Origin of the sequence: Morganella morganii H1r, from assembly GCF_000633515.1 — a bacterium.
GTDB lineage: Bacteria > Pseudomonadota > Gammaproteobacteria > Enterobacterales > Enterobacteriaceae > Morganella > Morganella morganii_B.
In genome coordinates this window covers 74,478-90,172 of sequence record NZ_AYMP01000001.1, presented here as the reverse complement: position 1 = coordinate 90,172, position 15,695 = coordinate 74,478, and the positions used below count along the sequence as shown (strand labels likewise).

Here is a 15,695-nt window from a genome sequence, read left to right as displayed (position 1 = left end):
TCTGTGCGGGTATTGTTACTGCGCTTCCCGGCGGAGCCACTGCTCCACCTGAAGCTGTTCTTCCTGAGTAAGCCACATCCCCAGCTTGGTTCTGCGCCAGAGCGCATCTTCTGCGGTGATCACCCACTCGTGCTGTACCAGGTAGCGCAGCTCGGCTTCATACAGGTTATGGCCGAATAACTGCCCGAGATCGCTGAGGGATTGTGCATTACCGATGATTTTATCGGTCTGACTGCCGTAGGTGCGGGCAAGGCGCAACGCCAGCCCGTTCGGCAGCCATGACCAGCGTTCTGTCAGCACGCGGGCATAGCCGTCACGGCTCCGGCCGTTCAGCTCACCGCCGGTCAGTACCGCCTGTTTTGTCCATGCTTTTCCGGCGTGCGGATAGTAGGCCGCCAGTTTATCCAGCGCGTGCTCACCCAGTTTGCGGTAAGTGGTGAGTTTGCCGCCGAAGACTGACAACAGCGGTGCCTGCCCGTTGTCATCATGCAAATCAAGTGTGTAATCGCGGGTGATGGCCTGCGGCGAGTCCGATTCATCATCACACAGCGGACGCACGCCGGAGTATGTCCAGCGGATATCGTCGCGGGTCAGGGTTTTGCGGAAGTGATCGTTATATACATCCAGCAGATAATTAATTTCGTTATCATCGATTTTAACGTCTGCCGGATCGCCGTGATATTCCACATCCGTCGTGCCGATAATCGAAAATTCATCCATCCACGGGATGACAAACACAATACGGTGATCTTCATTTTGCAGAATATAGGCCTGCGGCTCATCGTGAATGCGCGGAACCACAATATGGCTACCTTTGATAAGACGGATACCGTAAGGGGATTTGAGCTGCAACCCGTCATCAAAGAAGGTCTTCACCCACGGCCCGGCGGCATTGACCAGCCCTTTTGCCTGCAGACGCAGGGTTTCACCGGTCAGGGTATTTTCTGCTTCCACCTGCCATAAGCCGTTTTCGCGCCATGCACGGGTGACTTTAGTCCGTGTGCGGACTTCGCCGCCCTGCCGTACGACTTCCTGTGCATTCAGCACCACCAGGCGGGCATCGTCCACCCAGCAGTCGGAATATTCGAACCCTTTTTTAAACTCCGCTTTCAGCGGGGAGGCGCTGCTGAAGGTCAGGCCGCGGCTGCCGGGTAGTGTGGTGCGTTTACCGAGATGGTCATACAGAAACAGCCCCGCGCGGATCATCCACGCCGGGCGCAGATGCGGCTGATGCGGCAGACGGAAACGCATCGGGAACGCGATATGCGGGGCCATTTTTAACAATACTTCGCGTTCAGCCAGCGCTTCGCTCACCAAACGAAACTCATAATGTTCGAGATAGCGCAATCCGCCGTGGATCAGTTTTGAGCTGGCCGATGAGGTGGCACAGGCGAGATCCCGGGCTTCCAGCATCAGCACAGACAGCCCGCGTCCGGCGGCATCAGCGGCAATACCCGCACCGTTGATTCCGCCTCCGATAACGATCAAATCTTTTGTTTCCATCCTCACTCCCGCATGACCACATTTGTTCTTTAATGTTCGTTATCGCTCATAATAGTGCAATGTGAACGATATTCCAACATTCCGGACATAAAAAAACGCTCTCCGTGACATGGATAACAATTTGTTAGCATATCCACACAAAGAATAGTGAATTAAAAGAGGGGAAAAAGGCAAAACAGCCGCGCCACCGGACGGTGACGCGGGCAGAGAGAATCAGCAGACTTCGAGCTGCACCTGTTGTTCATCCAGGATTTTGATGATGCTTTCCGGCGGGCGTTTGTCGGTAAACAGGCAATTAATCAGCCCCATATTACCGAGATTGACCATAGCGTTGCGACCGAACTTTGAATGGTCGGTAACGAGCATCACACAGCGTGAGTTTTCAATAATCGCCCGTTTGGTGCGGACTTCATGATAATCAAATTCCAGCAGGGAACCGTCATTATCAATGCCGCTGATCCCGAGAATACCGAAATCCAGACGAAACTGAGAGATGAAATCGAGTGTGGCCTCGCCGACAATCCCGCCGTCACGGGAACGGACTTCTCCCCCGGCCAGGATCAGCCGGAAATCGTCTTTCGCCATCAGCAGGGTGGCGACATTGAGGTTATTGGTGACGATGCGCAGATTTTTGTGCTCCAGCAGTTCATGCGCGACAGCTTCCGGTGTGGTGCCGATATCGATAAACAGTGTGGCACCGTCCGGGATCAGCGCCGCAACACGGCGGGCAATCCGGCGTTTTTCATCCGACCACATGCTTTTACGCTCATGATAGGCGGCATTCACTGAGCTGGACGGCTGTGCCGCCCCGCCGTGGTGACGGTGAATTTTATTCTGTTCCGCCAGTTCATTGAGATCACGGCGGATAGTCTGCGGACTGACCTTAAAGTGCTCGACCAGCTCTTCTGTGCTGACATAGCCCTGTTTACTGACTAATTCAACGATAGCATCATGACGCTGTGTTTGTTTCACAAAATCCCCCGGTCAGATCAGTACCGCCGCATAGTCAGAATGGTGCCGTGATATGCAGCGGTGGTGTCATATTTTCGTTATTATTCAGGCCGTCCGGCGGCGGTTATCCCATACCGCCATCAGCAGGCCGGTCGCGAGACCGGATGCATGGGCCATGTTTGCAATCGGCATTGTACCAAATAAATCAAAGTAACCGATAACCAGCCATAATACCGAGAACACCATCATGGCGGCAGGCAGGTAAATACCGGCTGACGGATTGCGCGCGCCGGTGTACCAGACATAACTGATCAGTGCGAACACCACGCCGGACAGGCCGCCGAAGGAGGACCCGCTGAAAAAGGATTGTGACCAGCAACTGACCAGGGCAGAGATAATGGTGATGACCAGCAGCCGTCCGCTGCCGAGTTGTTTTTCCACCTGACTGCCGAGATACCACCACAGCGCCAGATTCATCAGAATATGTGTCAGACCGAAGTGCAGGAAAACCGGGCTTACCCACCGCCACAATTCACCCTGCTGATCAGGCTGCGGCCATGCCAGGTATGCCATTACGGCATCAGTACCGCTTATCTGCATCCAGATATAGACCAGAATACACAGCACGGTGATAGTGATGGTCAGCGGCCCGGCAGGGGTCACCAGATTACTGAAAATATGAGAGGCCGGATAGCGGAACGGGGAATCGGTTTCACCGGATTCCCAGCTGGCCGCGAGATAGCGTTTGTTCATCGGATCACGCATAAAGGTGTCCAGCTCAGCCTGTGTCTGTGCCAGCTTGCTTTCGTCATCGAGCCACAATTCCGCGCCGCGCCCTTCGCGGGTGGCACGCATGGTGAGCTCAATATCCCGTGAGGCCATATAATCAATAAATGACTGGGCAATGCGCGGGTTGGCGATGGTGATCAGATAAACCATATAGCTGTCCGTTGTTAAGCGAGTGACCTGACTGTGTCCGGGTAGTTACGCAACCAGGCTTCAAAGCCGCCGTTGATGCTGTATACCGTTTCATAGCCGACATTAAGCAGATACTGAGCCGCGCCCTGACTGCTGTGTCCATGGTAACACATGACCATAACCGGCTGCTCATAATCTGTCTGATCCATGAAGGTATTCACGGTGTCGTTTGTCAGGTGGAATGCGCCGTCAGTGTGACCGGCCCGGAAGCTTTGCGGATCACGGATATCAACCAGGACAGCACCGTTCTGCTGCCAGAGTTCATACGCCGTATCCGGTGTGATTAAGCGGATTTGTTCCATAATGATTTTTCGTATGCAGATGAATATCAGCGGTGGCAGAGCACCGCCGGAAACCCGCCCGGCAGTTCACCGGGCGTGTATTATCACGGCCGTGCGATATCCGGCCGCTGCAGCACTGTCAGTAAACAGTGCTATCAGTAATAAGAGTGTTCGCCGCGCTGATGTTCAGTCAGGTCTTTAACGCCTTTCAGTTCACCGGCAAACATATTCAGTAACTCTTTTTCGATCCCTTCTTTCAGGGTGACATCCACCATGGAGCAGCCGTTACAGCCGCCGCCGAACTGGAGGATGGCATAGCCTTCGTCCGTGATTTCCATCAGGGAAACACGGCCGCCGTGCCCGGCCAGCTGCGGGTTGATCTGGGATTGCAGAACATACTCGACACGCTCGATCAGCGGGGCATCATCCGCCACTTTACGCATTTTGGCGTTCGGGGCTTTTAAGGTGAGCTGAGAGCCGAGCTGATCGGTCACGAAGTCGATCACGGCTTCGTCAAGGAACGGCGCGCTCAGTTCATCAACATAGGCGGTCAGCTGCTCAAACGGCAGCGCGGTATCGGTCGCTTCCACAGCATCAGGCGGACAATAAGAGACTCCGCATTCTGCATTGGGAGTGCCCGGGTTAATAACAAAAACACGGATTTGTGTGCCGGGTTCCTGGTTGGCAAGCAGTTTGGAAAAATGTGCCTGCGCAGCGTCAGTAATAGTAATCATAACATTGCCCAAAAATAGTTGACTGTTCCGGTTGGTTATAATACGCCCATTTGCGGGTCCACTACAAGGTGCGGCAAAGGCACCACACCCGGACTGCTGCCGCACCCGCACGAATGAGCAATTCAGACAGGGCTGTCATGGTCGCTCCTGTTGTGATGACATCATCGGTCAGCGCAATATGCAGTCCGCGGACATCGCGGGTGACGGCAAATGCAGAGGACAGGTTTGTCAGGCGCTGCGTGCGGGACAGCATCCGCTGGCTCAGTGTAGCACGGGTGCGGATAAGGCCGGAACTGTCATAAGGGCAGCGCAGCCATTTTGCCAGCGGACGGGCGATAAGGTCGCTCTGATTAAACCCGCGCCGCCATTGCCGGTATCGGTAAAGCGGCACACTGAGCAGCAGATCCGGCTTCGGACACTCCCCCGCGCGGTAAGCTGCCAGCACCCGGCGCAGAAGCAGTCGTGCCAGTGCACGGGCAATGTGGGTCTGCCCGCTGTATTTGAGGCGGTGAACCAGGGCGGCCAGCGGCGGCTGATAACCGGTCACGGCCAGCAGGCTCTGCCACGGCGGCGGGGATTGCAGACAGTGACCGCATTCCGGCTCCGGTGTCACCAGCGGCAGGCCGCAGCGACGGCAGACCGGCGGCATCTCCGGCAGCCCCCGTTCGCAGAATCCGCAGATACCGTGAACGGCAATGGCCAGCGGCTGATTGCACAGCAGGCAGTAATTCTCAATAATAACCATCCGTCTTCCCTCCGGATAAATAAGGAAACAATAACGATGGCAACGCTTTTTTGGCAGCAGAGCGGACAGGGTCCGCGCGATCTTGTGCTGTTACACGGCTGGGGACTGAACAGCGAAGTGTGGAACAGCATTGAATTGCGGCTCGCACCGCATTTCCGTATTCACAAGGTTGACTTACCGGGTTACGGGCGCAGTCAGGAATTTGGTGAAATGTCACTGACGGAGATGTCGGATACCGTTTTCGCGCAGATGCCGGAAAATGCGGTGCTGGCGGGCTGGTCACTGGGCGGACTGGTGGCTGCGGATATTGCACTGCGTTACCCGCAGGCCGTGAGCCATCTGGTGACAATCTGTTCGTCGCCCTGTTTTAGTGCGCAGGAAGAAGAGGGCTGGCCGGGGATCAAACCGACAGTGCTGAGCGGCTTCCAGCATCAGCTGGCGAACGATTTTCAGCGTACTGTCGAGCGTTTTCTGGCACTGCAGACGCTGGGAACCGCGAGTGCCCGTCAGGATGCCCGCACACTGAAATCGGTGGTGCTGGAGCAGCCGATGCCGGATGTGGCGGTACTGAATGCCGGGCTGGAGATTCTGAGAACCGCCGATCTGCGCAGCGGGCTGCCGTCTCTGACAATACCGTTCCTGCGAATCTACGGTTATCTCGACGGCCTGGTGCCGCGTAAAGTCGCATCACTGCTGGATGAGCAACTGCCGTCCTCTTTGTCCGTTATTATGCGTAACAGCGCCCACGCACCGTTTATTTCACATCCGGATGAGTTTTGTGAGGTATTGAAGGGGTTTGCAGGCCGATAATCAGAAAAAAGCCGGTCAGTTTAATTACCCACCGGCTTTTGCCGAATTCTGATTCAGATGAAGGACTCAGCTGCGGCCTTCTGCTTTACGCTGCGCCAGGCGTGCTTTAAGTGATGCGGCACTGAAGACTTTGCCCTCAGAAGAGCCTGATGTTTTAACGGCGACTCCCGGTGTTGTATTGGCGGTTTGATTCATGGAGTATCTTCCTTTGGCAGCCTGATTGTTTTTTGCACTATAACGCGGGGCAGAATTATCGTCAAAAACTTTTGACTCAAATTCTAATTCTTTTACATATTGTTTTTCTTCATCAATCATCATGGTTATCAGTTCAGTTAATGCGTTTTTACTTTCAAATCTCTCAGCGATCTTTTTTATTATACTATCATGGTAATTATTAATTTCTGATGGTTTTATCCAGTTAAGTTGGTTATCAATAATACCATCTCCATACCATATTATTTTTGCAATATTTCCGCCGGAACATTTATCTTTCTTAAAGGCATATTTCATACTTTGTGTAAGAAGATGCAGCCCATGTTTTATAAACTGATAGTGATTGCCTGACTCATTAATCACCCGGATACCGGTAATAAATGATTGGATGGCGCGGGCAGATCCCGAACCTGCACCGTAAAAAATGTGGCCGTTTTCTTCACTGACGGATGCATTCTGTGAGTAAACAACCCGCCCGTCAGTACGGTCTACCTCTATGATTTCACATTTATCGTTGTCGATTTCAGATATCTCAGCCATTCGTTCCGCATATTCTTCATCTACACCGAGAGCGGATGTCAGATATGAGGCCAGCGTTGCTAATATCGGATTAATATCACCGGAAAAAAACAGGATGCTGTCATTAAAGACATAGAATTTTTTAAAGGGAGGTTGGGCTGGCCGATCAAATTGATCTGTCCAGCGTTCATCCGCTGCGGAAAAAACTGTTTCTTTTGATATTATTGTTGTCATCTTTATTTTACTGGCTGTGAGCAGAAAATAAAAATATTTTATATTCTGAGAAAAATTGATGCTATTTATTTCGGATGTCTTAATAATATGGAATGTCAGTGCTTATTTTTAATAAAAAACGAATCATTTAATTAAAAATGATTCGTTTTTTATTATCGTTATGAACGGATCTGATACACCTTCGTGTCACAGCCCTGACTTTCCGGGCACTGTTTGCAGCTGCTGCTCAGACAGCTGCTGACATCCACCGCGTCGATTTTCCCCATCGCCGCCAGCTTTTCCATCATGGCCTGCACCAGGGCTTCCGGGGCATTCAGCTGGTGGCTGAGCAGCCGGGCGTCTGCCCGGCCATTCAGTGCAATGGCGTCACGTACTGCGATCAGGCTGATCATGTCCGTGTCCTTTTATCAGTGACACTCATTGCCGGAGCAGCCACCGCAGCGGCTGTGTGCATCACGGCGGAAGCTGAGACTCACCCGGCTGCGTGTGCGGCGCAGCAGTGCAAACAGGATCAGGTTGAAAATCACCACCACGCCGATAATCACTGAACTGCTGCCCGGATGCGCACTGAATGTGGCGGCCTGGTAGAACAGGGCGGCCAGTGAGTAAGCCACGTTCAGACCCCACAGGATGGAGAAGGTCATCCAGCCGCGGCTGGTTTCACGGGCGATAGCCCCCATTACCGACACACACGGTACATACAGCAGCACAAAGATCAGATAGCTGTAAGCCGCAACATCAGAGCCGAATTTCGCGGCCATAGTGCCCATGGTACCGCCGTCCATCTCGCCGTCGCCCTTACTGGCTTCGATCGGGTTAGATAAGGCTGCGAACGTGAAGGTTTCTGCCAGGGAATCCAGGGTTTCATTGACCGCATCACCCAGTTCACCCCATAAATCAAAGGATTCCGGATCAAACGGTTCGTTGGTGATACTTTCAGCGGTGTAGAGGGTATTCAGTGTCCCGACCACCACTTCTTTCGCCATCGCACCGGTGATCAGGCCGACAGTGGCCTGCCAGTTATCATTGGTGACACCAATCGGGCTGAGCAGCGGGGTGACTACTTTACTGACCGAGGCCAGCGCGGAATCATTAATGCTGTCCGCCGGTTTGCCGGAGAAACTGAAGCTGTTCAGTGCGCCGATTACCATACTGGCGACAATAATCACTTTACCCGCACGTACCACAAAGCCTTTCAGGCGCTGCCAGGTCTGCATAAACAGGGTTTTCATATGCGGCACATGGTACACCGGCAGTTCCATCACAAACGGTGAGGCTTCGCCGCGCATAATGGTGTGCTTGAGCAGCAGACCGGTGAGGATAGCCACCACAATACCGAGGATATACAGGGAGAAGACAATGCTTGCGCCGTTTTTGCCGAAGAAGGCGGCGGCGAAAACCGCGAAGATAGCCAGCCGCGCCCCGCAGGACATAAACGGTGCCATCAGGACAGTGATCAGCCGCTCGCGCGGCGCATCCAGGGTTCTGGCACCCATAATGGACGGCACGTTACAGCCGAAACCGACAATCAGCGGCACAAAGGATTTGCCGGGCAGTCCGAGTGCCTGCATCAGTCTGTCCATCACAAATGCTGCGCGGGCCATATAACCGGAATCTTCCAGGAAGGAGAGGAACAGGTACATCATCCCGATTTGCGGCACCAGCGGCAGCACGGTGTTGATACCGCCGCCGACCCCCTGGGCGAGGAATATGGTCAGCCAGTCCGGGAAGCCGAGCGTCATTCCCAGCCATTGTGTCCCGTTAATGAAAATGGCTTCCGAACCGCCTTCAAACAGCGGCTGTAATGCCCCGCCGATATTGATGGCGAGTACGAACATCAGGTACATCACAAACAGGAATACCGGCACGCCCAGCCAGCGGTCGAGGACAATTCTGTCCATCGCGGCGGTCAGTTTATTCGGCTCGGAATGGCTGTTATCAATCGTTGTTTCGCAGATATCCGCGATAGTCTGATAACGGGCATCCGCAATCACCAGTTCCGGCTCTTCCTGCTGCTGTGCCTGCATTGCGTCACGGACAGACTGCACATGCTCCGGGGTGAAACCGGCGCGTGCCTGGCTGTAGATATCCCCTTCCAGGCTTTGCAGTGCCAGCCAGCGGCGCTGTGTGGCGCTGAATTCTTCCGCAGGAATCGACTGCGCAAGCGTGTTCATGCTGTCGAGCAGAGCCGCCGGATAGTTCACCAGCACGTCATGCGGTGTCATTGTGTGTTTGTCGATCGCGGCTTTCAGCTCACAGATACCGGACGCGCGGGTAGAAACCAGCGGAATTACCGGGCAGCCGAGGCGTTCTGACAGCGCTTTGACATCAATATTGATATTCGCTTTGTCGGCGATATCCAGCATATTGAGGGCGATAATGCAGGGAACACCCAGTTCCAGCAGCTGCAGCGTCAGATACAGGTTACGCTCGAGATTGGATGCGTCGACAACGTTAATCAGCATGTCCGCTTCACCGCTGAGGATAAAGTGGCAGGCAATCTGTTCGTCTAAGGAAGTCTGTTCGGAGATGGTGGTCAGTGAGTAGGTGCCGGGTAAATCCACCAGCTCAATTTTGTGTTCCGGTGTGGTGAAATAACCGATTTTCCGTTCCACGGTCACACCGGCCCAGTTGCCGACGCGTTGTTTGGATCCGGTTAACTGGTTAAACAGCGTGGTCTTCCCTGAATTGGGATTACCGATGAGTCCCAGGGTGAGTGCTTTCATAGTGTCGTATGCCAATCAATAAATACAAACCCCTCGGCCGGCGGCAGAGGGAAAAGAGTGAGTCAGCGCGGGATGTGCGGCGGATTACGCCTGCACGTCATCAAGCATCAGCAGCGCCAGGTCTTTTTTTCTGAGCATCAGGTTGACGTGCCGGGTTTCGATTTGGATCGGATCGCCCAGCGGAGCGCTGCGGATCACCCGGAAAACAGAGCCGGGCAGCATGCCCAGAGACAATAATTTCTGACGGTATGCCGGGCTGATTTCCCCGGAAAAGCCCAGAATTTTATAACTGTGTTGTGGCTGAAGTGTCATAAAGGCTCCGGTTAACCATGCAAACAGGAATGATATTGCAAATGATTATCGCACGAACAGTTTGGCAGAAAAATATCCCTTACAAATTTAATTGATACTGTAAATGCAAATCATAACCAACAATATTTTACCTATTTAGCCCGAAAATTAACCAGCAAAGTTTGATATGCATCAAGATATCCGGCGTATAAAACAATTGAGAGCAGATATTTTACGTATTGATTTACGTTAATAACAATTTTTACCACTGGTTAACGCAATATGCGACTAACAGGAGGGAAATGTACGCGCAGCCGGGGCTGCCGCGTACATGATAGCAGGGGAATTACTTGCGCTTACCGAACGCAGCGGCGAGGGCATCACCCATCGCACTGTTACCGGCAGCGCTGTCATTTTTACTGTTACGGGCAGGGCGGTTGTTCTGACGTTTTTCCGATCGTGGTTTATCGCTGCCGCCACCACGGCGGGCTGCCGTTTCCGGCTCTTCGTCCATCCGCATGGTCAGCGCGATACGCTTACGGGCGATATCCACATCCAGCACTTTGACGCTGACAATATCCCCGGCTTTGACCACAGTATGCGGGTCTTCCACATAGCGGTTTGCCAGCGAGGAGATATGCACCAGTCCGTCCTGATGAACACCGATATCGACAAAAGCACCGAAATTGGTGACGTTGGTGACTGCGCCTTCCAGCACCATGCCCGGACGCAGATCATTCATGGTTTCGATACCATCGGCAAAGGTGGCGGTTTTAAATTCCGGACGCGGGTCACGGCCGGGTTTTTGCAGCTCTTTGAGGATGTCGGAAACCGTCGGCACACCGAACTGTTCAGTGACAAAATCCTGTGCTTTCAGATTGCGCAGCACATCACCGTTACCCATCAGATCGCTGAGGGTTTTTTGTGTGGCCTGCAGGATTTTTTCCACCACCGGATAGGCTTCCGGGTGAACGGTGGAGGCATCCAGCGCATTTTTACCGCCGGCAATGCGCAGGAACCCGGCACACTGTTCAAAGGCTTTCGGGCCGAGACGCGCGACTTTCAGCAGTTGTTTGCGGTCAGCAAAACGACCGTTCTCATCACGCCAGTCAACAATATTCTGCGCGATCACTTTGCTCAGTCCGGCAACGCGGGTCAGCAGGGCGACAGACGCGGTGTTGAGGTCAACGCCGACGGCGTTTACGCAGTCTTCCACCACCGCATCCAGTTTACGGGCAAGCTGTGTCTGGCTGACATCATGCTGATACTGGCCGACACCGATGGATTTCGGGTCGATTTTCACCAGTTCGGCCAGCGGATCCTGCAACCGGCGGGCGATAGAAACGGCACCGCGCAGCGAGACATCCAGATCCGGAAATTCTGCCGCCGCCAGTTCCGAGGCGGAATAAACGGAGGCGCCGGCTTCGCTGACAATCACTTTCTGGGCTTTGATATCCGGGAACTGCTTCTGCACATCGGCAAAGAAACGTTCGGTTTCGCGGGAGGCGGTACCGTTACCGATCGCCACCAGTTCCACATGGTATTTCAGGCAGAGCGCCGCGACGGATGCCGCTGCTTTGGCGGTCTGACCGGTGTGCGGGTAAATGGTGTCGGTGGCCAGCACTTTACCGGTGGCATCCACCACCGCGACTTTCACCCCTGTCCGCAGACCCGGATCCAGTCCCATGGTGGCGCGCATCCCGGCCGGTGCCGCCATCAGCAAATCACTGAGGTTGCGGGCGAAGACATTGATAGCTTCATCTTCCGCTTTTTCACGCAGCGCAGCCATCAGCTCAGTTTCCAGGTGCAGCAGCACCTTGACCCGCCATGTCCAGCTCACGACCGCTTTGCGCCAGCTGTCCGCCGGGGCATTGTTAAAGCGGACACCGAGGTAATCGCGGATTAATTCTTCACAATAGCTCTCTTTCGGCGGCTCTTCACACTGCGGATCAGCATTGAGGGAGAGTTGCAGAATCCCTTCATTACGGCCGCGGAACATCGCCAGAGCGCGGTGTGACGGGACATTGGCAATCGGTTCATGGTGATCGAAATAATCACTGAATTTCGCGCCTTCCGCTTCTTTGCCGCTGCTCACAACGGAAACCAGGTGTGCATTGCGCCACAGATAATCACGGACTTTCCCCAGCAGACCGGCATCTTCCGCAAATCGCTCCATCAGGATGTAGCGGGCACCGTCGAGGGCGGCTTTGGTGTCGGCAACCCCTTTTTCGCTGTCAGTATAGGCGGCGGCGAGGGTTTCCGGATCCTGTGACGGATCCTGCCACAGCGTGTCTGCCAGCGGTTCCAGACCGGCTTCCGCCGCAATCTGTCCGCGTGTGCGGCGCTTGGGTTTGTAAGGCAGGTAGAGGTCTTCCAGCTCCGTTTTGCTGAGCGTGCCGTTAATCGCGCCCGCCAGTTCCGGGGTCAGTTTGCCCTGGTCCTCAATGGATTTGAGGATGGTCTGACGGCGGTCGTTCAGTTCGCGCAGGTAGCTGAGGCGGGTTTCCAGCTGACGCAGCTGAGTATCATCCAGGCCGCCGGTGACTTCTTTCCGGTAGCGGGCGATAAAAGGGACTGTATTTCCCTCATCCAGCAGGGTAATCGCGGCGGTGACCTGGCGGGTTTGCGCCTTCAGTTCACCGGCAATAATCTGGCTCAGAGATTCATTCATCATGATATTCTTTCCGGCTGCGATAAATTGATGTAAAAAAATTTCAGGGGACAGTTATACGTGTTCAAAACGGGAATTACCAGCCGGGATAAAGTAATATAAATGAATTATTCATAGCTGTTATCTTTCAGAAAATGCATTTAGTATTACAATTTATTTAAATAATTTATTTTTTGTTTAGGTAACATATGGCAAAAAGTAACCTGATTACCCGTGAAGGGTGGGATGCGCTGGATCAGGAGTTAAAATATCTCTGGAAAACAGAACGTCCGCAGGTCACTCAGGCAGTGTCAGAAGCCGCTGCACAGGGAGATCGCTCGGAAAATGCCGAGTATATATACGGGAAGAAACGCCTGCGTGAAATAGACCGGCGTGTCCGGTTTCTTTCAAAACGCCTGGATAACTTAAAGATAGTTGAGCCGGATCCCCGCCAGGAAGGAAAAGTATTTTTCGGGGCGTGGGTGGAACTGGAAAATGACGATGAAGAAATTCAGACTTTTCGCATCGTCGGACCTGATGAGTTTTCCCCGGCAAAGAAATGGATTTCAGTCGATTCCCCTGTGGCCCGGGCATTAATCGGAAAACAGGCGGATGATGAAGTAACGGTAATAACACCTAACGGTGAAGTGAATTATGTCATTTTGTCTATCCGCTATCATCCGATTGCTGGGTAGGCACAATTAATCTGAAGAGTTGCATGAAAAAATGAACCCGGGAGTCAAACATGCAGGAAAGTTATAAGGTCCTTGTCGTTGATGATGACATGCGTCTGCGTGCGCTGCTTGAGCGCTATCTGAGTGAGCAGGGTTTCCAGGTCCGTACCGCCGCGAATGCGGAACAGATGGATCGCCTGCTGACGCGTGAATCAATTCATCTTATTGTCCTGGATCTGATGTTACCGGGCGAGGACGGGCTGTCTATCTGCCGCCGTCTGAGAAGTCAGAATAACCCGATTCCGATCATTATGGTGACGGCGAAAGGGGAAGAAGTGGATCGCATTGTCGGGCTGGAAATCGGTGCGGATGATTATATTCCGAAGCCGTTTAACCCGCGTGAACTGCTGGCACGTATCCGCGCGGTGCTGCGCCGTCAGGCGAATGAACTGCCGGGTGCGCCGTCCCAGGATGATGCGGTAATTCAGTTCGGTAAATTCAGACTGAACCTCGGCACCCGTGAGATGTTCCACGAAGATGAAAATATGCCGCTGACCAGCGGTGAGTTCGCGGTACTGAAAGTGCTGGTGTCTCACCCGCGTGAGCCGCTGTCCCGCGATAAGCTGATGAGTCTGGCACGCGGTCGTGAGTACAGCGCAATGGAACGTTCAATCGACGTGCAGATTTCCCGTCTGCGCCGCATGATTGAGGAAGATCCGACACATCCGCGTTATATCCAGACCGTCTGGGGGCTGGGTTACGTCTTCGTTCCGGACGGCAACAAGGCATGAAGCGGCTGCGGTTCTCGCCGAGGAGCACCTTTTCCCGCTCGTTATTTCTGGTCATTTTCCTGTTGTTTGCAACCATAACAACAAGTTATCTGGCCGTTGTGAACTTTATTGTGATGCCCAGCCTGCAGCAGTTTAACCGGGTGCTGGCCTATGAAGTACGCACACTGATGAGTGACGAAATGGTGCTGAAGGACGGAACCGCAGTGCGTGTTTCTCCGGCGCTGCGTAAGAAAATTTATGAAGAGCTGGGGATTACCTTTTTTACCGAAAAAACAGCCGATGAGGGCGGATTGCGCTGGGCGCGTCATTTTGAGTCCCTCAGTAAACAGATGAGTCATTATCTGGAAGGTTATGCGGATGTCCGGCTGGAAGTCAGCCGTGATTATCCCGTGCTGTGGCTGAACTCCTATATCGCCCCGGATGTCTGGGTGAGAGTGCCGCTGACCGAAATCGGTCAGGATCAGTTCTCACCGGTCTTTCGTTATATTTTTGCCTTTCTGCTGATTGTCTTTGCCGGGGTCTGGGTGTTTATCCGCTATCAGAACCGTCCGCTGACTGAACTGGAATCTGCTGCACGGCAAATCGGCACCGGCGGCCCGCTGGTCCCGGTACGGGAAGCCGGGGCGGCTGAAGTGCGTTCGGTTATCCGTTCTTTTAACCAGATGTCCAGGGATATCAAAACGCTGGAGCAGGATCGCACTGTGCTGATGGCCGGTGTCAGCCATGATTTACGCACGCCGCTGACCCGAATCCGCCTGGCAACAGAAATGATGAACCCGGACGATGACTATCTGGCGGAATCCATCAACAATGATATTGAAGAGTGTGACGGCATCATTGAGCAGTTTATGGCGTATCTGCGCACCGGCCGTGAGATGGAGATGGTGCATCTGGAACTGACGTCTGTTCTCAATGAGGTGATTGAAGCGCACATCCACTCGGATGTCACACTTCAGAATGATGTTATTCAGGCACCGGTTTATCTCACCGGTAACCCGATTGCGATTAAACGCGCACTGGGCAACATGCTGGTCAATGCTACCCGCTACGGTAACGGCTGGATCCGTGTCAGCAGCGGCGAAGACGGGCATTTCGCCTGGTTTCAGGTGGAAGATGACGGCAACGGTATCGATGAGGCGGATATTCCGGACCTGTTCCAGCCGTTTGTGCAGGGTGAAAAAGCGCGAAGTAATAAAGGCACCGGGCTGGGGCTGGCGATTCTGCGCCGGATTGTGGATGCGCATGACGGTAAAATCGATGTCGGCCGCAGTCAGCGCGGCGGATTCCGTATCCGCGTGATGCTGCCGCTGCCGGATGACAGAGATGATTAATTATGATGACAGCCGCATGTCATCGTAATATGGCTGTCATAATTCCCCGCAGGACGTCCTGTTCTCCGGAGTCTTGCTTTTAATAACAATTAAATCAACGAATTAAATTTATTCCCCGGTATTGTTTCTTTCCGCTATTTTTCCGGTTTTGTGCCCCCGCGCACCTGCAGTGTCATAAAACTGTCATATAACCTACATATTATTGTCACCAGATTGTCCTATTTTCCCTCATGTTCCGACATTAACCAGATACAACGTTTATCG

General features: G+C 53.4%; 15 protein-coding genes. 4 read left to right on the top strand and 11 right to left on the bottom strand.

The features are described from left to right. Window positions 1-15 precede the first annotated feature (15 nt). From glpD to U868_RS0100405, 6 genes are all read right to left on the bottom strand, one after another. Window positions 16-1,503, bottom strand: a complete 1,488-nt coding sequence (glpD, locus tag U868_RS0100435) for a glycerol-3-phosphate dehydrogenase (RefSeq protein WP_025151559.1) — start codon at window positions 1,501-1,503, stop codon at window positions 16-18. 213 nt (window positions 1,504-1,716) lie between these two features. After that, window positions 1,717-2,475 (bottom strand): DeoR/GlpR family transcriptional regulator, encoded by a 759-nt coding sequence (locus U868_RS0100430; protein ID WP_025151558.1) that lies wholly within the window; start codon window positions 2,473-2,475, stop codon window positions 1,717-1,719. 84 nt (window positions 2,476-2,559) lie between these two features. Next, window positions 2,560-3,393 carry a rhomboid family intramembrane serine protease GlpG gene (gene glpG, locus U868_RS0100425; RefSeq protein WP_025151557.1) on the bottom strand — a complete coding sequence of 278 codons (834 nt, stop codon included), beginning with the start codon at window positions 3,391-3,393 and terminating at the stop codon, window positions 2,560-2,562. Between the two features lie 14 nt (window positions 3,394-3,407). After that, the gene (glpE, locus tag U868_RS0100420; RefSeq protein WP_004237957.1) at window positions 3,408-3,734 is read right to left on the bottom strand and encodes a thiosulfate sulfurtransferase GlpE; all 327 of its coding nucleotides are present in this window, start codon (window positions 3,732-3,734) and stop codon (window positions 3,408-3,410) included. A gap of 134 nt (window positions 3,735-3,868) precedes the next feature. Continuing rightward, entirely contained in the window at window positions 3,869-4,447 is a 579-nt protein-coding gene (gene nfuA / locus U868_RS0100410) for a Fe-S biogenesis protein NfuA (protein WP_004237958.1), read from the bottom strand. Between the two features lie 61 nt (window positions 4,448-4,508). Further along, a complete protein-coding gene (locus U868_RS0100405) occupies window positions 4,509-5,192 on the bottom strand; it encodes a phosphoribosyltransferase family protein (protein WP_025151556.1) in 684 nt (227 codons plus the stop codon). Window positions 5,193-5,228: 36 nt separating this feature from the next. Here U868_RS0100405 and bioH point away from each other — a divergent pair, with 36 nt between their 5' ends. Next, on the top strand, window positions 5,229-6,002 hold the full coding sequence (gene bioH, locus U868_RS0100400) for a pimeloyl-ACP methyl ester esterase BioH (RefSeq protein ID WP_025151555.1): 774 nt from the start codon (window positions 5,229-5,231) through the stop codon (window positions 6,000-6,002). A 66-nt stretch (window positions 6,003-6,068) separates the two neighbouring features. Here the strand turns inward: bioH and U868_RS0100395 are convergent, their stop codons facing one another. The 5 genes from U868_RS0100395 to U868_RS0100375 all read right to left on the bottom strand — a co-directional run bounded on the left by U868_RS0100395 (window position 6,069) and on the right by U868_RS0100375 (window position 12,659). Next, entirely contained in the window at window positions 6,069-6,968 is a 900-nt protein-coding gene (locus tag U868_RS0100395) for a hypothetical protein (RefSeq protein WP_025151554.1), read from the bottom strand. Window positions 6,969-7,126: 158 nt separating this feature from the next. Beyond that, window positions 7,127-7,360 (bottom strand): FeoC-like transcriptional regulator, encoded by a 234-nt coding sequence (locus tag U868_RS0100390; protein ID WP_025151553.1) that lies wholly within the window; start codon window positions 7,358-7,360, stop codon window positions 7,127-7,129. 15 nt (window positions 7,361-7,375) lie between these two features. Further along, window positions 7,376-9,694, bottom strand: coding sequence for a Fe(2+) transporter permease subunit FeoB (gene feoB / locus U868_RS0100385; RefSeq protein ID WP_025151552.1), 2,319 nt, complete (start codon window positions 9,692-9,694; stop codon window positions 7,376-7,378). An 84-nt stretch (window positions 9,695-9,778) separates the two neighbouring features. After that, window positions 9,779-10,006, bottom strand: a complete 228-nt coding sequence (gene feoA, locus U868_RS0100380) for a ferrous iron transporter A (RefSeq protein ID WP_025151551.1) — start codon at window positions 10,004-10,006, stop codon at window positions 9,779-9,781. A 325-nt stretch (window positions 10,007-10,331) separates the two neighbouring features. Next, entirely contained in the window at window positions 10,332-12,659 is a 2,328-nt protein-coding gene (locus U868_RS0100375) for a Tex family protein (RefSeq protein WP_025151550.1), read from the bottom strand. A 185-nt stretch (window positions 12,660-12,844) separates the two neighbouring features. Here U868_RS0100375 and greB point away from each other — a divergent pair, with 185 nt between their 5' ends. Genes greB through envZ form a run of 3 tightly spaced genes read left to right on the top strand, consistent with a single transcriptional unit; the run spans window position 12,845 to window position 15,431 of the window. Beyond that, on the top strand, window positions 12,845-13,330 hold the full coding sequence (gene greB, locus U868_RS0100370) for a transcription elongation factor GreB (protein ID WP_025151549.1): 486 nt from the start codon (window positions 12,845-12,847) through the stop codon (window positions 13,328-13,330). Between the two features lie 50 nt (window positions 13,331-13,380). Next, window positions 13,381-14,100: a two-component system response regulator OmpR gene (ompR, locus tag U868_RS0100365; RefSeq protein ID WP_025151548.1), complete on the top strand. Its 720-nt coding sequence runs from the start codon at window positions 13,381-13,383 to the stop codon at window positions 14,098-14,100. After that, window positions 14,097-15,431 carry a two-component system sensor histidine kinase EnvZ gene (gene envZ, locus U868_RS0100360; protein ID WP_025151547.1) on the top strand — a complete coding sequence of 445 codons (1,335 nt, stop codon included), beginning with the start codon at window positions 14,097-14,099 and terminating at the stop codon, window positions 15,429-15,431. The genes ompR and envZ overlap by 4 nt, the downstream gene beginning before the upstream one ends. The last annotated feature ends 264 nt before the right edge of the window (window positions 15,432-15,695 follow it).